Source organism: Campylobacter concisus, assembly GCF_002913545.1.
Taxonomy (GTDB): Bacteria; Campylobacterota; Campylobacteria; order Campylobacterales; family Campylobacteraceae; genus Campylobacter_A; species Campylobacter_A concisus_AV.
Genome location: NZ_PPBR01000090.1, coordinates 27,085 through 47,334 on the forward strand (window position 1 = coordinate 27,085; position 20,250 = coordinate 47,334).

At 38.3% G+C, this 20,250-nt stretch carries 18 protein-coding genes, 1 other RNA gene and 1 pseudogene; 10 read left to right on the top strand and 10 right to left on the bottom strand.

Going from position 1 to position 20,250, the window contains the following annotated elements:
- Window positions 1–166 precede the first annotated feature (166 nt).
- Both CYP05_RS10360 and pyrE read right to left on the bottom strand, forming a co-directional pair.
- Window positions 167–1,021 (bottom strand): annotated as a pseudogene (locus CYP05_RS10360) (cache domain-containing protein); the annotation flags it as partial.
- Between the two features lie 185 nt (window positions 1,022–1,206).
- Window positions 1,207–1,815, bottom strand: coding sequence for an orotate phosphoribosyltransferase (pyrE, locus tag CYP05_RS05325; protein ID WP_002940584.1), 609 nt, complete (start codon window positions 1,813–1,815; stop codon window positions 1,207–1,209).
- A 119-nt stretch (window positions 1,816–1,934) separates the two neighbouring features.
- Here pyrE and CYP05_RS05330 point away from each other — a divergent pair, with 119 nt between their 5' ends.
- From CYP05_RS05330 to thyX, 5 genes are all read left to right on the top strand, one after another.
- Complete coding sequence (locus CYP05_RS05330; RefSeq protein ID WP_021088800.1) at window positions 1,935–3,302, top strand: Na+/H+ antiporter NhaC family protein; 1,368 nt, start codon at window positions 1,935–1,937, stop codon at window positions 3,300–3,302.
- Window positions 3,303–3,346: 44 nt separating this feature from the next.
- Window positions 3,347–3,598: a hypothetical protein gene (locus tag CYP05_RS05335; protein WP_103642213.1), complete on the top strand. Its 252-nt coding sequence runs from the start codon at window positions 3,347–3,349 to the stop codon at window positions 3,596–3,598.
- Window position 3,599: 1 nt separating this feature from the next.
- Window positions 3,600–3,896 (top strand): type II toxin-antitoxin system RelE/ParE family toxin, encoded by a 297-nt coding sequence (locus CYP05_RS05340; RefSeq protein ID WP_103642214.1) that lies wholly within the window; start codon window positions 3,600–3,602, stop codon window positions 3,894–3,896.
- 85 nt (window positions 3,897–3,981) lie between these two features.
- On the top strand, window positions 3,982–6,912 hold the full coding sequence (gene flgE, locus CYP05_RS05345; RefSeq protein WP_103642215.1) for a flagellar hook protein FlgE: 2,931 nt from the start codon (window positions 3,982–3,984) through the stop codon (window positions 6,910–6,912).
- 92 nt (window positions 6,913–7,004) lie between these two features.
- Window positions 7,005–7,631: an FAD-dependent thymidylate synthase gene (gene thyX, locus CYP05_RS05350; RefSeq protein ID WP_103642216.1), complete on the top strand. Its 627-nt coding sequence runs from the start codon at window positions 7,005–7,007 to the stop codon at window positions 7,629–7,631.
- 44 nt (window positions 7,632–7,675) lie between these two features.
- Here thyX and CYP05_RS05355 read toward each other — a convergent pair whose 3' ends face one another.
- The 7 genes from CYP05_RS05355 to ruvC form a co-directional block, all read right to left on the bottom strand.
- Window positions 7,676–7,951, bottom strand: coding sequence for a type II toxin-antitoxin system RelE/ParE family toxin (locus tag CYP05_RS05355; protein WP_009295138.1), 276 nt, complete (start codon window positions 7,949–7,951; stop codon window positions 7,676–7,678).
- Window positions 7,951–8,181 (bottom strand): molybdopterin converting factor, encoded by a 231-nt coding sequence (locus tag CYP05_RS05360; protein WP_103585453.1) that lies wholly within the window; start codon window positions 8,179–8,181, stop codon window positions 7,951–7,953. Before CYP05_RS05360 ends, CYP05_RS05355 begins: the two co-directional genes overlap by 1 nt.
- Window positions 8,182–8,245: 64 nt before the next feature.
- The gene (locus tag CYP05_RS05365; protein ID WP_103642217.1) at window positions 8,246–9,352 is read right to left on the bottom strand and encodes a DNA adenine methylase; all 1,107 of its coding nucleotides are present in this window, start codon (window positions 9,350–9,352) and stop codon (window positions 8,246–8,248) included.
- A 1-nt stretch (window position 9,353) separates the two neighbouring features.
- A complete protein-coding gene (gene luxS / locus CYP05_RS05370; protein WP_103608724.1) occupies window positions 9,354–9,869 on the bottom strand; it encodes an S-ribosylhomocysteine lyase in 516 nt (171 codons plus the stop codon).
- Between the two features lie 106 nt (window positions 9,870–9,975).
- Window positions 9,976–11,940, bottom strand: a complete 1,965-nt coding sequence (locus CYP05_RS05375; protein ID WP_103607239.1) for a methyl-accepting chemotaxis protein — start codon at window positions 11,938–11,940, stop codon at window positions 9,976–9,978.
- Window positions 11,941–12,017: 77 nt separating this feature from the next.
- A complete protein-coding gene (locus CYP05_RS05380) occupies window positions 12,018–12,707 on the bottom strand; it encodes an MOSC domain-containing protein (protein WP_103642218.1) in 690 nt (229 codons plus the stop codon).
- Window positions 12,708–12,723: 16 nt separating this feature from the next.
- Window positions 12,724–13,203 carry a crossover junction endodeoxyribonuclease RuvC gene (ruvC, locus tag CYP05_RS05385; protein WP_087581269.1) on the bottom strand — a complete coding sequence of 160 codons (480 nt, stop codon included), beginning with the start codon at window positions 13,201–13,203 and terminating at the stop codon, window positions 12,724–12,726.
- 122 nt (window positions 13,204–13,325) lie between these two features.
- Between ruvC and dnaA the strand changes: the two genes are divergently transcribed.
- From dnaA to CYP05_RS05410, 5 genes are all read left to right on the top strand, one after another.
- Window positions 13,326–14,636, top strand: coding sequence for a chromosomal replication initiator protein DnaA (dnaA, locus tag CYP05_RS05390; protein WP_002940543.1), 1,311 nt, complete (start codon window positions 13,326–13,328; stop codon window positions 14,634–14,636).
- A gap of 153 nt (window positions 14,637–14,789) precedes the next feature.
- Window positions 14,790–15,857 carry a DNA polymerase III subunit beta gene (gene dnaN, locus CYP05_RS05395; RefSeq protein ID WP_103642219.1) on the top strand — a complete coding sequence of 356 codons (1,068 nt, stop codon included), beginning with the start codon at window positions 14,790–14,792 and terminating at the stop codon, window positions 15,855–15,857.
- 17 nt (window positions 15,858–15,874) lie between these two features.
- Window positions 15,875–18,184, top strand: coding sequence for a DNA topoisomerase (ATP-hydrolyzing) subunit B (gene gyrB / locus CYP05_RS05400; protein WP_103642220.1), 2,310 nt, complete (start codon window positions 15,875–15,877; stop codon window positions 18,182–18,184).
- Between the two features lie 17 nt (window positions 18,185–18,201).
- Window positions 18,202–18,819 carry a preQ(1) synthase gene (gene queF / locus CYP05_RS05405; RefSeq protein ID WP_258031523.1) on the top strand — a complete coding sequence of 206 codons (618 nt, stop codon included), beginning with the start codon at window positions 18,202–18,204 and terminating at the stop codon, window positions 18,817–18,819.
- Entirely contained in the window at window positions 18,819–20,054 is a 1,236-nt protein-coding gene (locus CYP05_RS05410; RefSeq protein WP_103642221.1) for an HD domain-containing protein, read from the top strand. The genes queF and CYP05_RS05410 overlap by 1 nt, the downstream gene beginning before the upstream one ends.
- Here the strand turns inward: CYP05_RS05410 and ffs are convergent.
- Window positions 20,041–20,138: signal recognition particle sRNA small type (gene ffs / locus CYP05_RS05415), an RNA gene on the bottom strand. The two genes, CYP05_RS05410 and ffs, sit on opposite strands and share 14 nt — an antisense overlap.
- Window positions 20,139–20,250 lie beyond the last annotated feature (112 nt).

The following is a 20,250-nucleotide window of genomic DNA, read 5'->3' on the forward strand; positions in this document are numbered from 1 at the left end:
TCTCTTCTGACATAGTTTTTGCCATGTTTGTCGTATCTGTGACGATTAGTGAAGATTTGTTGGTTAAATTTGTAGTTTGAGCTGAGGTTGAAGAGAGCTGCTCGGCGATAGATGAGTTCTCATGTGCTAGGCCTTTAACACTTTCTATAACAGATCTTAGCTCGCTTGTTAAGTCATTTATCGAGCTTTTGATGTTTGAAATTTCATCTTTACCGCTAACTTCAAGCTTTTTAGTAAGATCGCCCTTGCCACTTTTTATCTCATCTGACATCGCGGTTAAATTTGCAACGATATTTTTTATAGGTTTGATGATCGCTCTACTTAAGATAAATAGCACAACAGCTATTAAAACAACCGTGATCAGGGCACAAGCGATGATAAAAGTTCTTGTATTTTGGCTATTTTGCTCGTTTAGCACGACCTTTGTCTTTTCTATCTCATCAGCCAAGTCATCGACATATACGCCACTTCCTAGCATCCACTTATATGGCTCGAAATTTGCAGCATAGCCAAGCTTCTCCACTGGCTCCTCGCCCTCTTTTTTCGCCCAGCCAAATGTGACGAAGCCGCCGCCTTGTTTAGCTTTTTCAATGAGCTCTTTTATAAGAAATAGCCCTTTTGGATCTTTTAAGCCGATTAAATTTTTACCAACAAGCGATGGCTTTTCAGGGTGCATCAAAACAACGCCGTCGTAGTCATAGATGAAGATATAGCCAGTTTTATCGCTAAAGAATTTTAGCTTTGAGACGACTCTAAAAATTTCTTTTTTTATCTCATCGTCGCTTAGCCCTTTTTCTTTGCCGCCGTTGTAAATTTCACGCATCATTTGATTGATCGTCTCGACGTCATCTCTTAAATTTTCTTTTCTGGCATTTACCAGCTCGTCGTAGGACTTATGGGTGAAAAACTGAGTTAGATCGCTTGAAAATTTGCTATTTAAAAAGATGAGCAAACAGCTAACAAGCAAAACTGAGAAAACAAAAGTGAGAATTATCTTTGTAGATATTTTCATAGCACACATCCTTGCATTTTGGGATCTCCTAAAATTTACGTGCCATTTTATACATTCAAATCTTAATTATAAATTAACTTTTGAAATTTAAGAAAAAAGAAGAAATTTGCTGAGAGAATTTACTCAAAGCCCAAAATAACGAATAAGTTACAAATATTATTATTTTAAGCTTTGAGTGATAAATTTTATAAAATTTAGTTGCCTCTGCTTCCAGGCTTAATAGCCTTGCTACCACTCTTACAAAGCGGACAGTGCTCTGGCTCGTAAATTTCAAATTCAAAATTCCCCAAAGCAAAAAATGGCTTATCACTTGGCAGTTTTGCATTTGCTTTAGCTTCATTGCCTAAATTTGCAACCTTACAAAATCCGCGGTTTGCAAGTGCCGCAAAGCCAACCACCTCGCCCCCAAGGCTCTCTATCACGTGCGCTGCTTCAAGTGCTGAGCCACCAGTTGTTATGATATCTTCACAAACTATAAATTTCTCGCCCTTTTTCACTTCAAAGCCGCGCCTTAGGCTCATCACCCTATCAACGCGCTCTGTAAATATAAAGCGCTTTTTCGCCGCACGAGCTAGCTCATATCCAGCTAAAATTCCACCAAGTGCAGGAGAACAAACGCTATCAAATTTAATGCCAAATTTCTCTATCACGCGCGCTAGCTCATCTGCTAGCTTTGCCGCAAGTGCTGGGTCTTCAAGCACCTTAGCACTTTGCAGATAAAACTGCGAGTGGTTGCCACTACTTAGCAAAAAGTGCCCCTCTAAATACGCCCCAGCATCCTTATAAATTTTCTCTAAATCCATCGCTTTTTCCTTTTAAAATTTGCCAAAAATCTTAACACATACCCACTTAAGCCACTCTTTTTAAAATTTAATAAGCCCCGCCCTTGTATAATTCTTGCACTCATACAAAAAGGACACACATGCTTCTCTTTAACCCTGTTGTTTTTAGCATTTTGGTGATGACGGTGCTATGTTTGCTGCGCTTTAACATCCTACTTTCTATCCTCATCTCAGCCCTTGTCGCTGGCGTTATGTATAAGCATGGTTTTAGTGGATTTGAAAGTGGTTTGGCAAGCGGTTTTGAGAGCTTTTTTACGGCCTTAAAAGAGACTACGCAAAGCCTCATAAGCGGCATGCAAGGCAACCTTGAAACCTCGCTTAGTTACATCTTGCTAGGTGCTCTTGCAGCTGCCATCGCAAATACAAATTTAACAGCCATCTTGATAAATGCAATGAGTAAATTTCTTAGCTCAAATAAGGTCATTTTTACGCTAACCATCGCATTTATCGCTTGTTTGTCTCAAAACTTGATCCCAGTTCATATAGCCTTTATACCTATCTTGATCCCGCCACTTCTTGCTCTTATGAATAAAATGGGCATAGATAGACGCGCGGTGGCTTGCGCTCTTACATTTGGACTTCAAGCGCCATATGTTAGCATTAGCGTTGGCTTTGGTCTGCTTTTTCACAATATCCTTAAAAAAGAGCTAGCAAACAATGGCATAAATACAACCATCTCAGACATCTCATCAGTCATGTGGATAGGTGGTGCTTCGATGTTTGTGGGGCTCATCTTAGCCATACTTTTTTATAGTAAAAAAAGGATTTATAAAACTTCTAAATTTGAAAAAGCCGAGCTTGATGAGATCGAGCGCGCAAAAAGCCTTGAGATGACTAAAAAAGAGTGGGCGGTCTTAGCTGGTGCGGTTGTCGCCTTTGTCGTGCAAATTTACACTTCTCTCTTGCCACTTGGCGCATTACTTGGACTTTTGGTAATGGTTGTTTTTGGCGGCATCGAATACAAAAAAGTAGATAAGATCATGGATAATGGCCTTGCTATGATGGGCTTTATCGCATTTATCATGCTTGTTGCTGCGGGATATGGCACCATTTTAAGAGAGAGTGGCGGTATAGACGAGCTTGTAAAATACGCTAGCTTGGTATCTGGCGGCAAGATAGGCGGAGCATTTTTGATGCTACTTATCGGACTTTTAGTCACGATGGGCATAGGCACTAGCTTTGGAACTATCCCTATCTTAGCCTCTATCTACGTGCCACTTTGCCTTAGTCTTGGCTTTGGCGTGCCAGCTATCATCTTGCTAGTTGGCATAGCAGCAGCTCTAGGCGACGCTGGAAGCCCAGCAAGCGACAGCACACTTGGACCAACGAGCGGTCTAAACGCTGATGGCGAGCACAACCACATATATGATACTTGCGTGCCTACATTTATATTTTTTAACATCCCACTAATCATCGGTGGCATCGTAGGAGCCATGATACTTGGATAAAATATGATATATAAAAAACAACCAAAATTATGTAAGGAGTAAAAATGATAGGTATGCTAGTTACCGAAGAGACACCACAGATCACTCAAATTTTACAAAAAGCGGTTCAAGAGATAAAACGAATAAACCCTCATGCAAGGGTTGAATTTGTAGATTATAACGACTACTATATAAATAAAGAAAATGAACAAAATTTAAAAGAGCTGATCGCGAAGCATAGACGTGGCGAGCTTAAATATTACACTCTTGATGATATTATCGCTGAAACCGATGCCATAATAGAAGGCAAAATTTAAGATGAAAATTCTTTTTACAGATGATTTTAAAGAGAGTCTAAAAGAGATATTAAAATTCATAAAACAAGATAGTAAGGACCGTGCATATACCTTTCGCGATAGTCTAAAAAACGAAATCATAAAAATCCCTGAAAGACCATACTCTTACAGAGAAAATCTAACTATGAAAGATACTCAAGTAAGAGACTTAGTCTTCAAGGGATATGTTGTTGTATTCGTCATAGATGAGGGCGAACAGACTATCACTATCATATCAATCTATAAACACAATCTACCAAATTTAAAATATCCTCAGTAACTATTTTTTACCGATATAAATTTTGGAACATCTTTTGCTTTAGAAAGATCATAAAAAATTTTAAAACGAGAAAAAGGATAAGCTCATGATGAGATCACTTTGGTCTGGTGTTTCAGGCCTACAAGCCCACCAGATAGCCATGGACGTAGAAGGCAACAATATCGCAAACGTCAATACCTATGGTTTTAAATACAACCGCGCAAATTTTGCTGATATACTAAGCCAAACTCCAAGAGTAGCTACCGCTCCACAAGGTCAGCTAGGCGGTCAAAACGCTATGCAAATAGGTCTAGGAACGACTATAAACTCAACTACAAGAATTTTCTCACAAGGCACACTAACAGCTACTGACAAACAAACCGACCTTGCTCTTCAAGGAAATGGCTTCTTCGTCGTATCTCCAGATGGCGGAACGACAAGATACTACACAAGAAACGGCGATTTCGTCCGTGATAAGGCTGGTAACTTCGTAAATAACAGCGGCTATATCGTTCAAGGCTGGACTAGAGATGACGAGACTGGTACTATCGACTCAACAGGCCCTATAAGCAACATCGTCATCAAAAAAGGTCTTACAACTCCAGCAAGAGCGACAACAGAAGTTAAAATAAAAGGCAACCTCGACTCAGGTAACACCATCGGTCAAAGAAGCACGCCTATATATACACTTGACTCAGTTGCAGGCGGACGCGACTTTGACAATGACGGTGTTTTAACTGGAAATGAAATACATAGTGAAAACGACGTAAATAACGACGAATTTTATACGAACTCAAGAAACGAGCAAATTTTAACAGAGCGTGGCGTCGATCTTGGCGTGACATTTGACGAGCTTGGAAATGGTCTAGCTTTACGTGAAGGTCAAGGTATATGGGTAAGCTACGCAAATGCAAAATCTCAAAAATTTGCTATAGGTAGTAAATCACCTCAAAATATCGGTTCGCTTAATGGAAACTACAACTTAGATATAACTTTAAATGGTGTAAAAATTGCTAAAAGTGTAACAAATATAAGTGATATAGCAGCTGCAATCAATGCCCAATATAATACAACTGGCGTTAGGGCTGAAATTTCAGAAGGCAATAAACTAACGCTTATCAATAGAAATAACTCTGGCACAACTGAAGAGACAAAAAACATACATTTGGTAGTAAATGACGGAGACACTATAGGCGAAGCAACAGCAGCATTAGGTGTGCAAGGTGGATTACCTAAAAAATTAGATATCAGAACAGCTTACCAATATGTCTATACAAGCTCACAAACAACAGCCGTTCATCCAAATAACGATAGGGTAGCAAGACAGATCACTACAACAGAAGATCTTCGCGCTGCTATGCAAGAAGATGCTAGAAACCACGTTGATTATAACGGAGATGGAGAAATCGGCGCAAATTCTACATCCTATGACGCTAAGAAACTAGCTGAAGCTGCTGGAAAAGATGCTCCAGATCCTAAAGCTGCTGTTGAAAAGGCATTATCTGATACAAAATATAGTGAAGAACTACAAAGATATAAAGATGCTTATGATGCAGCAATATTAGCAGGTAAGACACCAGAAGAAAGTCATCAAGCTGGTTTAAATGATATTGTTCGCATAATAGGAACAGCTACAAAACTAGCTGATGATGCTGGCAAGGCTAACCCTGCAGATCCTAAATTTGCCGTTGCAGAAGCTTTAGTAGATCCAGACTATAGCACTTACTTAAATACATATAAAGCTGCTTATGACGCAGCAGGTGGAACACCTGCAAACAAGCATACTGCTGGTTTAAATGCTATTACGCTTCCTGCTACCACTGACCCTAATTATCCTAAAATAAAATCAATTAAGGAATTAATAGAAGCTGCAGGAAAGAATTCTACAGAACCTAAAACTGCCGTTGCAATGGCTTTAGTAAAAACAGAATACGCTGAAAAACTAAACCAATACAAAAATGCTTATGATACAGCTACTGGGACACCTGCACCTACACCTGCACAAAGACATAAAGCTGCTATAGATCAGATATTAGAAAGTGGAGATGATACAAACGACGGCGTAAAGATCACAGTGAATAAACTAGGTCAGTTTCAATTAGAAAACCCAGCAAGTAATGAAGCTAATAAGGCTCTTAGAGCCGACCATGCACTTTATATGACTACAACTGGTCTTACAAAACCAGCTCAAGGCTCTAGTGCAGCTGCTGTAAATGAAAATGTTCGCTTTACGACTATCATGAAAGCACTTGATGGCGCACTAAGCCCAGGTCAAGCTCTAAGAGCGAGTGGTAAGATGATGATGTCAAGCCACGGCTCAACAGCTGAAATTTTTGACTCGCTTGGCTCAAAACACACAGTTAGTATCAAATGGGCAAAGACAGGCACTACAACAGATGGCGGAACTGAGTGGAATATGATTATCCAAGTGCCAGAGCCTGCTAAGATAAACTACACAGGCGAGGGTCCAGACAACGTTGTCACTGGCTCAGTTAGATTTAACTCAAATGGCTCACTTGCTAGTTTTCACCCAGCTACGATAACATTTTCAGCTAACAACGGCTCACAAAGTGGTCAAAATGTTAGTTTAAATTTTGGTTTGGGAACTGATTTTAACGGACTAACAAGCTTTGATAAAGACTCATCAACTGAGTCTATCTCACAAGATGGCTACACAGGTGGCACACTAAATGACCTAAAGATCGATGAGACTGGCACTATCATCGGTGCATTTACAAACGGACAAAGCTTTGGTCTAGCTCAAGTGGCACTTGCTAGCTTTACAAACAACGAGGGTCTTCAAAGTGAGGGCGGAAACGTCTTTTCACAAACTGCAAACTCAGGCGAAGCAGTCATCGGCGCAGCAGGCACAGGTGATAAAGGAACGATCGCAGCTTCAAAACTAGAAGCTAGTAACGTCGATCTAAGCCGTGCGCTAACAGATCTTATCGTCATCCAAAGAGGCTTTCAAGCAAACTCAAAAACGATCACAACAAGTGATGAGATGCTAAACACACTTCTTCAACTAAAACAATAATCATAAAGGGGGCGCTCGCTCCCTTTTAAATTTACAAATAAAATCAGCCTTCTTTTTGTAAAATGCTAAAAAATTTCACAAAAAGAGAAAATATGCAAGTAACACTTCTAAATCACACCCCACTAAATATCTGCTCTCACGCGATCCGCACATGCTGGCAAAGCTTTGAAAAAGGCGATAATGGCGGCGAAAAAGACGTCGAGCTGATAGATAGGGTGGGTAATAAATTTAAACACGCATCAACACTAGAGCATCTTTACTACAACTTCTACATCCAAGGCATCTCGCGCGCACTACTTCAAGAGCTAGCCCGCCACCGATTAGCAAGCCTAAGCGTCAAATCAACCCGCTACACGCTAAAAGAGCTAAAAAAGGAGGAGAAATTTGAAGTAGGGCAGTTTGAGCGTGCGGCTAAATTTATCGTGCTAACAAATGACGAAATGGTCGATAACGCGAGCATAAAAGCGCTTGAAAACTTACGTGAAATTTTAGCCTCAACCACAAAAAGCCTTGATATAGTTAAATACTGCTTGCCAGAGTGCTATAAAACCGAGCTTACATGGAGCATAAACGCTAGAAGCTTGCAAAATTTTATCTCTCTTAGAAGCTCAAAGTCAGCCCTTTGGGAGATAAGAAATTTAGCAAATGCTATCTACGATGTCTTGCCAAATGAGCATAAATTTATCTTTGAGAAGTGCTTGCCAGAGGATGAGGGTTAAAATTAAGTGTAAAACAGCACCAAAGTATAAATTTAAAAAGTATTCTAATATCTTTTAAAAATATCTTGGTGTCTGCCTATTTTAAAAAGCTTTAAAATTTCATCATCTCTTTGATAAATTATTACCAAATCTCCAAAAACGTGGCACTCTCTAAATTCTTTCAAACTTCCAGTAAGCTGATGATCTTTTAAATCATCAGCTAATTTTTCATCATTTTGTAGTTGAAAAACCACCTTTGAAATCGCTTTTTCATCCCATCCTTGCTTTAAAACTAACTTCAAATCCTTTTTATAAGAGCTAAAAATTTCTAAAATTCTCATCAATGATTTTCTTGTTTTATTTCACTGATCAAGTCATTATGATTTTTATAAAATCCAACACTTTTTGCGTTTTTTAGATCAAGCAATGTCTGCTCTGTCGGTATCTCTTGCCCTTTTGAACTATTGACATACTTGATCTTATATTTTGGATCCATAGCTTGTGCCATCGCTTTAAATGCCTCAATAGCTTTTTGACTGATATTATCGCCTATTATTGTTATTGTTTGCATAGTATGCCTTTTTGTTTTTTTTGGGATTATATCATTTTTTGTTTTATTGTGTTTTTGTCTAAATTTACTTTTTCAAAACGTAAAGAAGCTCGTCTACGTGGATGTTTCTAGCTTTTAAATTTCTGCTGCCGCGGTAGGCGTTATACTTTTGGCGAAGCAGATGAACTTTGCCCATTTTATTTAGGTTTTTGTCAAATTCATCTTGGTTGATAAAGCCCTCTGAGTTAAACGAGATAAGCACAAATTTCGCCTTTAAATTTGCTATCAGCTCGAAAAATGCCTCGCTTGCTGATGCTTTTTTATTAAAAACTGATCTATTCCAGTCCTTTGCGATGCCTGAGACTTTTGAAATTTTACTTGGCTCCTCATAGCTTGCGATGAGATTTAGCATGAAGTAGTTTGAGCCGTATGGGTGCTGGTTATAAGGTGGGTCAAGATAGACTAGATCAAGCCCATCAAGCTCTTTTGCCAATAAATTTGCATCCTTTTGATAGACCTCAAATGGCACGCTAAAATTTGAAAAAATTGGCTTAGTCAAATTTATATCAGAAGTGATCCTTGAGATGGCATTTTGCCCCCTGCCACCAAACTGACCGATGCCCTCTTTATTTTTATGAAAACCTTTAAAAATTCCACTCGTATTTGCATGCACGCTTGCGTTATAAAGTAGTGGAGCTATGAAAAATTTTCTCATTTCAGCTGGCAATATCTCATCTATGAGCCTTCTTGCGGTGTCAATGAATTTGGCATTTTTCCTTGTGTAAAAGACCCGCTCGCCCCAAGCGATATTTTCGTCATCTTGTGGGGCATAAAGCCTTGTTATAAAGCCCTCACAAAGGCTCTTTTCTATCTCTTTTTCAAGCTTTTTTTGCCAGAAATTTATCTCATCTCTTAGCTCATTTGTGGCGTTTTGTAGGTAGCATGAGTTTGTGATGAAGCTATAAAGCTCCAAGTCGTTTGCGACTAGAAATTCGCTATTTTGCTTTAAAAACCTAGCCACCACGCCGCTTCCGCTAAAGAGATCGCAGCAGCTAAGCTTCTCTTTTTTAAGCTCGTCTTTTGCGTATTTTACGCCTCGCTCGATAAAGCCTAAAAGAGAGCGTTTGTTACCAAGATAGGTTAAAATTTGCTCTTTTAGATAGGCTTGATTTTCTTGTTTTACTGGTTTCAAATCAGTGCTTTTTTAGTCCCATAGCATCAACGTCAAGCTTGATCTCATCGTTGTTTATGATGACTAGACCTTGTGCTAAAATTTTGTTTGCTATGGCATGCGCCTCATCAAGCGAGTGCATCTTGTAAGTGCCGCATTGAAATTTATTTAGCTCTGGGATCTTATCTTGATCTTTGACTTCTAAGATATCTTTCATTGAAGCAAGCCACGCCTTTTTCACAGCTTCTTCGCTAGGTGTGCCGATCACGCTCATGTAAAAGCCAGTCCTGCAGCCCATCGGTGAGATGTCTATGATCTCTACGCCGTTGCCATTTAAATGGTTTCTCATAAAACCAGCAAATAGGTGCTCTAAAGTGTGAGTGCCCTTTTCTGGCAAAATTTCCTCATTTGGCTTGCAAAATCTCAAGTCAAAAACGCTGATATCATCGCCTTTTGGGGTCTTCATACTCTTTGCTAGTCTTACTCCTGGGGCTTTCATCTTCACATGATCTACGCAAAAACTATCAAGTAGTGGCATATATTCTCCTTTAAATTTTTGGTAATTTTAGCGTAAAAAAGATTTAAAAATTTAAAGGCCCACGTAATTTTACATGAGCCTAGTAATATTTGAATAGTTTGGGGTATTAAAATTTATTTTTTCTAACGTCTGTTAGTATGACCTTCGCCATGCCGTCTATCTCGCTAGTTACGTCGTTTGTAGTATTAACAACTGAAATATTTTCTTTTGTAACATTATCTATTTGAGATACACTTTGATTTATCATATCAACAGCTGTTGTTTGCTCTTTGATTGATTCACTCATCTCGTTAATTGATTGAGCAAGGACATTTGTATTTGCCTCGATCTCGCCAAGTGATTTTTGTGTTCTTTCAGCTAGCTTTCTAACCTCATCAGCCACAACTGCAAAGCCACGTCCATGCTCACCTGCACGAGCAGCTTCTATGGCAGCATTTAGAGCTAGTAAATTTGTCTGATCAGCAATATCACGGATAATAATGATGATATTTTTGATCTCATCACTTTGTCTTATAACATCCGCTGTCTTTTGTGATATAGCATTCATTGAGCTTGACATCTCCTCGATAGCTGCTGCACTTTCTTGAATAGACTCTGCTTGCTTATTTGCTCCTGAAGTTAAATTCTTCATAGATTCAGATAAAATTTGTGCTTTTTCTTCCAAAATTTGTGCCTGGCTTAGATTATCATTTAACATATTGCAAATAGCAACACCAGAGCTATTTATACCAAGCATCATAGCTTTTAGATCAGCTTCAATGTTTTCATCTATTTCAATCTTTGCAGTATAGTCATTTTTAGAGTAAGCGTTTAATATATTTATTACATTACCCAAATTTTTACTAATAGAACTAAAGAAAGTGTTTAGTAAATCTTTTAGTTTGATAAGAGATGGGTTATTTGGGTTCTCACTTAGTTTGACGCCTAAATTTCCTCTTATCATATTATTTGCAGCTATATTTAGCTCTTCAAGCATGGTATTATCTTTTTTGATGCCAGCTATGACTTTGTCGATATTTTTATTTATCTCTTCGCTCATCACGCCAAATTCATCAGTAGTGTGGATATCTAGCTTACTTGGGGCAGTGCTGCTCTCATAAGTGATAAATTTAAATGTATCAGAAAGCTTCTCTTGGATAACTCCGATAGGTTTAAGTGAGCGTTTTAGTAGTACAAATACAATGGCTGAGAGTATGACTATAAAGAGCACCGCAAGTATTAGCTGAGCTTTTAAGATAGGCATAGTGTTGTTTGAAAAGGTATCCGCACCTATTGCAACAGCAGCAAGCCAGCCATCATCGTTGATAGGTAAAATTTTAGCTGTTACATCTTGGTTTTTAGAGTTTTTATATGAGATCAGACCATTTTCGTCAAATTCTTTATTGTTATACTTTTCTGAGACGACCTTTGTAGCAGGTAAGATGGTACCAACTTCTGAAGCTATATCAGAAATAAGCATAGTTCCATCTTTTTTCATAATATAAGCATATCCACCTTCTTTAGTTTTACCAATATCAAGGATCTTGTCACTTAACTTTTTAATGTCTATATCAATACCAAAAACACCTTCAAATTTACCATTTTTAGTAACAGGAGCAGTAAAAGTGATAACTAGATCATTTGTAGAAGTGACTCTTGGCTCGGTATAAATTTCTTTATTTTTCTCTTTTGTACTCTTATACCAGCCTCTAGTTCTTGGATCATATTTATCAGCTACGGTTGTTCTTTTACCATCTGACTGAAAAAAGCGTCCATCTTCATCGCCATAATATACATAAGTTATTATGGAATTTGATATCTTTTTTTCAAGCAAAACGAAATTCATTATATCATCGCCACTTTGCAACTCATTGATAACAGCTGAAGATTTTTTAACGTATTCTAAATTTTCATCAAAAAACGTATCTATGACACCTTTTACATCTTTTAGAATTTGATCTTCTTTTTGGCTAACAAGCTCAACCACCTTTTTCTCTGACGTAAAATAGCTGACTGCGGAAATAGCACAAAACGAGATGATGAGTAAGATCATCAAGGCAAATGCTATTTTATTTGTGATAGAACGAAACACCTTTACTCCTTTAAATTTTGTTTGAAATTTATTTGTAAAACAAAATCGGAGTAAAAATGAAAATGTTTATAGCTTTTTTATAGTGTTCTCATAAATTCAGTGCTATAAATTCCCTCGATGCGTCTTTTCATATCATCATGCCAGCCATTTGTAAGAGTGGTGAGGGCGTTAAATTTCTCTAGTAAATTTAAATTTTCACTTGGCGCGTAAAAGAGCCTGTTTATCTCTAAAATGCTCATATGAACTGGATCACTTTTTAAAACTTCTATCGCGTCGCCTGCTTTGCACGAGCCTGGCGTAAGGACACGGTAGTACCAGCCAGTAAGGCCTGTTTCAAAGATGTGTGTCGCCATATTTTCATTGCCCCATCTTTTTGAGAGCTTAAAGCATGGCTTTCTAGGCTGCGAGACTTGAAGCACAAGCGAGCCCACCTTGTGGATATCGCCCACATAGACGCAGCTCTCATCAAGCCCATCAACGCATAAATTTTCTCCCATCGCACCATAAGCCATGTTTTTTAATCCTAAAAATTTCTCCCACTCGGCATAGTTTGCAAATGAATTTGCAAATACTGCCTTTTCAGGGCCGCCATGATGCTTCGTATCAGCGACGCTATCGCCCTCAAAGCCAAGCTCATTTGCAAAAATTTCGCCATTTTGAGCTACTTTAAAAATAGCCGAGCTCCAAGGTAAATTTAGCTTATCAGTCGCATTTTGTGAGCCGTAGTTTTTCACATCTCCTATTAGTAAAGCTTTTAGTGTTGCCATATTTTTCCTATCAAATTTAGTTTATTCTTAAATTATTCGCGTGAGTTAGCGCGATCGCGATAGCATCGGTGATATCAAGCGGTTTTATCTCTTTATTTATACCTAAAATTTTCTTCACCATAAATGCCACCTGCTCTTTGTCAGCCTTTGCCTTGCCAGTGACAGTTTTTTTCACTTGAAGTGGCGTATATTCGGCAAAGTCGCCATGAAGCTGTAAAATTTTAAGGCTAAGTGCCCCGCGAAACTGAGCGAGCTTTAAGACCGTTTTTGGATTGTAGGCAAAGAATATGTCCTCTACCGCGACCTCGTCAAATTTATGGTTTTTAAAGATGAGATCAAGCCCCTCGCAAAGCTCTGTTATTTGGTATTGAAGCGTGTTTGGCTTTATCTTTATAAGCCCAGCTTCAAGAAGTATAGTTTTAAATTTGCTCTTTTCAAGTATCGCGTAACCGCAATTTTTCGTGCCTGGATCGATTCCTAAAATTTTCATCACAATCTTTTCAATACTTTTTCACGACTTTTTCACGCCGTGAAAAAGTTTGTCGGAGTTTAACAAAGGTTTTATTAAATTTAAGATAAAATCGCTAATAAAATTAATTACTTCAAAAGGGTTTAAATTTGCTAGCAGACGAGATTTTAGAGCTTTTACAGACAAAAATATCCGCTAATGAATTTGACTGCTACATCAAACAATTAAAATTTAACGAAAAGGCTTCAAACGAAGATTTTATAGTTTTTAACGCCACGAGTGAGTTGATGGCTAAATTTATAAAAACTAGATACGCAGAAAAGATCGCCTACCTTTACGAAGTAAAAACCGGCAAAAAGCCAGAGGTCGAGATAACTAGCCAAACAAAACTAAAAAACATAAAGCAAAACCAAGTAAATGTAAAGCAGATCAAGGCGCAAAGTAGCATTTTAAACCCTGGATATACATTTGAAAATTTTGTCTGCGGCGACTCAAATCAGTTTGCATTTCTAAACGCAAAAGCAGTCGCAGACAAGCCTGGCGTGCTTTACAACCCACTTTTTATCTATGGCACAACTGGCCTTGGTAAGACACACTTACTTCAATCAGTTGGCAACTACTGCTTAGATCAAGGTAAGGTCGTTATCTGCGTGACGAGCGATCAGTTTATGATTGATTTTACCACGCATCTAAATAGCCACTCGATGACTAAATTTCGCGAAAAATATCGAAACTGCGACGTTTTACTAATAGACGACGTACAATTTCTTGGCAAAACAGATAAAATTCAAGAAGAGTTTTTTAACACCTTTAACGAGCTCATCGCCAAAAAAGGTCAGATCGTCATGACCTCAGACCGCCCAGCAAAGATACTAAAAGGCTTTGATGAGAGGCTAAAGTCTAGGTTTGAACAAAGCATAATGGCTGATATCACGCCACCTGAGCTTGATACAAAGATAGCTATCATCATCAAAAAATGTGAATTTGACAAAATTTATCTAAATAAAGAAGTGATCGACTACATCGCTACAAACATGGGCGATAATATCCGCGAGATCGAGGGTGCTATCATAAATTTAAACGCCTATGCAAGCTTGATGAGAGTTGAGATAACACTTGAATTTGCTAAAAACACGCTAAAAGATCTCATCAAAGAGAAGCATGAAAATATAAATTTAGAGACTATTATAGAGATCGTTAGCAAAGAACTAAATATCAAGCCAAGCGATATAAAAAGCAAGTCAAGAGTGCAAAACATCGTCGAGGCTAGACGTATCATCATCTACCTTGCAAAGATGCTCACTACAAATTCAATGCCACAAATCGCAAACTATTTTGGTATGAAAGACCATAGCGCCGTTAGTCACAATATAAAAAAGATAAACGAGCTCATGGAGAGCAACGAAATTTTCAACCTCAGAGTGACTGAGATAAAGAACAAAATTTTAACAAAAGGATAAAAACAGAATGAAATTCGTGAATAAATGTGAAGAAATGAAAAATTCTTTTCACATTTTAAATAACGATGCTGGCGTGAGAAAAGATGCTTTTCACACTTTCACGCTACCAACTAATACAACAAAAAGAAAATTAAAAATAAGAGGGAGTATTTAATGAAGGTTTTAATAAACAAAAACATGCTTGAGAGCATAGTAACAAACACTAATCCATATCTCGAAAAAAGAGATCTTAGTGCTATAACTTCTCACATCTATATCTCTGCAAAAGATGGAGTTTTAAACATAAAAGCGACTGATCACGAGATAGGACTAGCATATAAACTAAGCAACGCAAAGATCGTTGATGAGGGCTATGCGACTGCAAATGGTAAAAAGCTACTTGACATAATAAAAAGCCTAAAAGATGAAGAGGTAACGCTTGAAACTGTTAATAACTATCTTTACATCAAGCAAAAAAACTCAAAATACAAACTTCCAATGTATAAATTTGAAGATTTCCCAGAGTTTCCAAACATCAATGGCAAGGCTAAATTTGACATAGACGCCATAATGCTAGGCAGAAGCTTAAAGAAAATTTTACCTTGCATTGATAGCAACAACCCTAAATTTGAGCTAAACGGCGCTTTATTAGATATAAAACAAAACTATATAAATATAGTAGGCACCGATACAAAAAGGCTAGCTGTATTTAAATTTGCAAATGAAGCGAGCAATGAGTTTTCACTAATCATCCCTAAAAAAGCGATAAATGAAATTCAAAAGCTATTTTTCGACAAGATAGAAATTTACTATGATGAAAACGTCCTCATCGCTCAAAGCCAAAATTTTGAGTTTTTCACAAAGCTGATAAACGGCAAATTCCCTGACTATGAGCGCGTTATACCAAAAGATATTGCTATAAGATTTGAGCTAAGCAGAGATAAGATGGTTGAAGGCATCAAGACTATTTCTATGCTAAGCGATCAGATGAAGATAACTTTTTCAAAAGAAAGCATCACATTTGAGAGCATCATAGAGGACAACTCTGAGGCAAAAACGATGATAGAGTTTCAAACAGGACTTGAAGAAGATATCAGCATAAATGTAAAAAATAGAAATTTAATAGACTTCTTACAAAGCATAGAAGATGAGAAATTTGAGTTTGGATTTAAAGATAGAAATTTACCTTTCGTTGTTAGCTCAAAAGAGCTTCTAACGGTTATAAGTCCATTAAATATATAAGTTAAAAAAGGTTTATGATGGAAAATAATTATGGCGCAGAAAATATTAAAGTACTAAAAGGTCTTGAGGCGGTTAGGAAGCGCCCAGGCATGTATATAGGCGATACTAACATAAGCGGTCTTCACCACATGATCTACGAAGTCGTTGATAACTCTATCGACGAAGCGATGGCAGGATACTGCGATACGATAGATGTTGAGCTTACACGTGAGGGCTCAGCGATCATTAGCGATAATGGACGTGGTATCCCAGTAGATATGCACCCGACTGAGAAAATTTCAGCTGCGACTGTTGTTCTAACTGTGCTTCACGCTGGTGGTAAATTTGACAAAGACACTTATAAGGTCTCTGGCGGTCTTCACGGCGTTGGTGTATCTGTCGTAAATGCCCTTTCTAAAAAGCTAGTCGTAAATATCAAACGCGATGGCAAGCTTCACAGACAAGAATTTGCAAAAGGCATCCCTCAAAGCGATCTTGAAGTGATAAAAACTACAAACCGCACAGGTACGCAAGTCGAGTTTTGGCCAGATGATAGCATATTTGAAGTGACTGAATTTGACGATGAAATTTTAGTAAAGAGATTTCGCGAGCTAGCCTATCTAAATCCAAAGATAACTATAAATTTTAAAGATCAAAGAAACGGCAGAAGCGAGAGCTTTCATTTTGAGGGTGGACTTGAGAGCTTTGTAACTGATATGAACAAGGCAAATGCTGTCAGCAAAGCAGTCTCATTTAGCGGCGGCGAAGATGATGTTATGGTTGATTTTGCACTGCTTTACAACGATACTTATAATGAAAATTTACTAAGCTTTGTAAATAACATCAAAACTCCAGATGGCGGTACGCACGAGGCTGGCTTTAGAGCAGGTCTTACAAGAGTTATCACAAACTACGTTCAAGCAAACGCTGCTGCACGTGAAAAAGATACAAAGATAACTGGCGAAGATATCCGCGAGGGACTTATCGCAGTTGTTAGCGTAAAAGTGCCAGAGCCGCAGTTTGAGGGGCAAACAAAGGGCAAACTAGGCTCAAGCTACGTAAAACCTATCGTTCAAAAGATGGTTTTTGACGTGCTTACAAAGTATTTCGAAGAAAATCCTATCGAAGCAAGAGCGATAATGGATAAAGCTCTAATGGCAGCTCGCGGTCGCGAGGCCGCTAAAAAAGCTAGGGATCTAACTCGTAAAAAAGAGAGCATGAGCGTAGGCACGCTCCCTGGCAAACTAGCTGATTGTCAGAGTAAAGATCCAGTAATTAGCGAGCTATATCTGGTGGAGGGCGACTCTGCGGGCGGTTCTGCAAAGCAGGGACGTGATAGAGTTTTTCAAGCGATATTGCCGCTTAAGGGTAAAATTCTAAACGTTGAAAAGGCAAGACTAGATAAAATTTTAAAATCTGATGAGATAAAAAATATGATAACAGCGCTAGGCTGCGGTATCGGAGATGAATTTGACGCTGAGAAGCTTAGATATCATAAGATCATCATCATGACCGATGCTGACGTCGATGGTAGCCACATCCAGACGCTGCTTTTAACTTTCTTTTTTAGATTTTTAAATAAAGTTGTTGAAAACGGCCACATCTACCTAGCTCAGCCGCCACTTTACCGCTATAAAAAAGGTAAGAAAGAAATTTATCTAAAAGATGAAAAGGCATTAAACGAATTTCTTATCGAAACTGGCATCGAGGGCGTTGATATAGAGGGCATTGGTAGTGCGGATTTAATTGATTTTTTAAAGATCGTTGCAGCTTATAGAAGCGTCTTAAAAGAGCTTGAAAAACGCTTTAACGTCCTTTCAGCGATCCGCTATATGATAGAAAATCCAGACATCGTCTCAAAAAGCTACAATGAAATTTTTGAAATTTTAAGAGACTTCTTAAAAGCTGAGGGTCACAACATCCTAAACCACTACGTTAGCGATGATGAGGTTAGAATTTATGTCCAAACTGAAAGCGGCCTAGAAGAGCTTGTGGTAAATGAAAATTTATTCACAAATCCACTCTATGAAGAGGCACTTTACATCAGTCAAAAGATAAAAGAGCACGGTCTAGACTTGCATAGTGACGTTATAGACGTGCTTGATGAAGTAGAGAAAAATGCGAAAAAAGGTGCATATATCCAGCGCTACAAAGGTCTTGGTGAGATGAATCCTGAGCAGCTTTGGGAGACTACGATGAACCCTGAGAATAGAAGACTTTTAAAGATCGATATAAACGATGCTATAAGCGCTTCTGATACGTTTAATCTCTTTATGGGCGATGAGGTCGAGCCAAGAAGAAACTACATCCAAGACCACGCAAAAGACGTTAAACACTTGGATATATAAAATATAAAGGATAAAAGATGAGCGAAGAGATGAAGTATGGCGAGAAAATTTTAAAAGAATTTGACGTAGAGAGTGACCTTGAGGTCTGGGAAAATAAGCAAACAAGGGACTATGTCATAAAGATCACTCTGCCTGAGTTTTGCTGCCTTTGCCCTCGCTCTGGTTATCCTGACTTTGCGACCATATACCTAGAGTACATCCCAAATAAGCTAGTTGTCGAGCTAAAAGCGATAAAGCTTTATATAAATAGCTTTATGAACCGCAACATCAGCCATGAAGATAGTATAAATGAAATTTACTCTGTTTTAGAGAAAAAACTTGAGCCAAAATTTATGAAGATAGTGGGTGACTTTAACCCACGTGGAAATGTCCATACAGTTATCGAGATCAGCTCTGATCTAGTGGTAAAAAAGCCAGCTGAAGAGAAAGAATACGCTCCAAGAAGTAGGGAGAGAAGCTTTAGCGACAAGCCGCGTGAGAGGCGTGGCACAAGCGATCGCGCTAGCAGCAGAGGCAGCAGAGATGATAAATTTAAAAAAGATGACAAGCCAAGAAGAAGCTCAAACAAAGAGGGCTTTAGAAAGATAAGCTACGCCGATGATAAGAAGCCAAAAGTAGTCAAAAAGGATAAATAATGATAAGTGCTAAGCTTATAGAACATATCTTTAAAGCAGCATCTATATCACGTTGGAACGACTATCCAAAGATGACAAATTTAGTCGAGCTTGACAAACAGGCTCATAAATTTATCATCGCTTATTTCATAGCAAAACAAGAGCAAAATGCCGACATGAACTACATCATCGAGGCTGGGATTTTTGAGTTTTTAAGCAGGGTTGTAGTCACAGACATACGCCCTGACGTCTTTCACCACATCCAAAAGATAAAAAAAGATCAGATAAATAGCTGGGTTTTAAGCAACCTTGAGACGCTCATCTCAGATATCGAGGGCGGCGAGTTTTTGGAGAGGTTTAAAAACCACTATAAAAACGACAAAACTCACGAAAAAGAGCGCCTTATACTAAAAGCAGCCAGCTATCTTGCCACGAGGTGGGAATTTTCTATCGTCTATCAAACAAGCCAGTTTTTAAGCGACATCGACGAGCTTAAGGCGAAGGTCGAGGAGGAGATGGAGGATTATTACGAGCTAATTGGTGTTAGAAAGATCGCTATGAATCAAAAATTAGCCCGCCTTGTAGATCTAAGTGGCAGGCTAAGGTTTCAAAAGCGCTGGGCGCAAACGCCTCGCATCCCTGAAACTGCGGTCTTAGGACATATGCTAGTTGTTGCGATACTTAGCTACTTTTACTCACTAAAAGCAAAAGCTTGTAAAAAACGGCTAGAAAATAACTTCTTTTGCGCACTATTTCACGACTTGCCAGAGAGCCTCACAAGGGATATCATAAGCCCTGTAAAATACGGCGTAAAGGGGCTAAATGAGATCATCAGCGAGTATGAGATGAGGCTTATTGATGAGAGGATTTTGCCATTTGTGCCTGAAAAGATCAAAGATGAGTTTAGTTACATCCTTGGTATCAGAAAAGATGGCGAGAAATTTATCAAAGATGAGTTTGAAAATAGGACTTATGAGCGCAAGATCATCTGCCACGAAGGGACTATGGAGAACGTAAATGAGGATAAATTTAACCCGATCGATGGCAAAGCGCTAAAATACTGTGATAAGCTCTCAGCCTACATCGAAGCTGGAATTTCTATAAGCTACGGCGTCAAGTCAAAAGAGCTAACTGACGGCTTTAATAATATGTATAAATTTTTTAGCGAAAAACCTAAGATCGATGGAGTGGATTTTTTAGAAATTTGCGATGATTTTAATGAGCATTTTGGTTTAGAAAGACCCCCTCTCAGATGACTGCGGCACACACTTAATACAAGTGCTCTGCTGTGTTCCCACCCTGAAGCGGTGCTCATAAAAAGCATTGCACAGGTCTAAGAAGGAGCTTTGCAATCATACAAAAACTATACTTAAATTTAGTTTTATAGTTACATTTTTAAAAATTTAGCTTTAAAAGTATATAATCTCACATAAATTTCACCAAAAGTAGGGC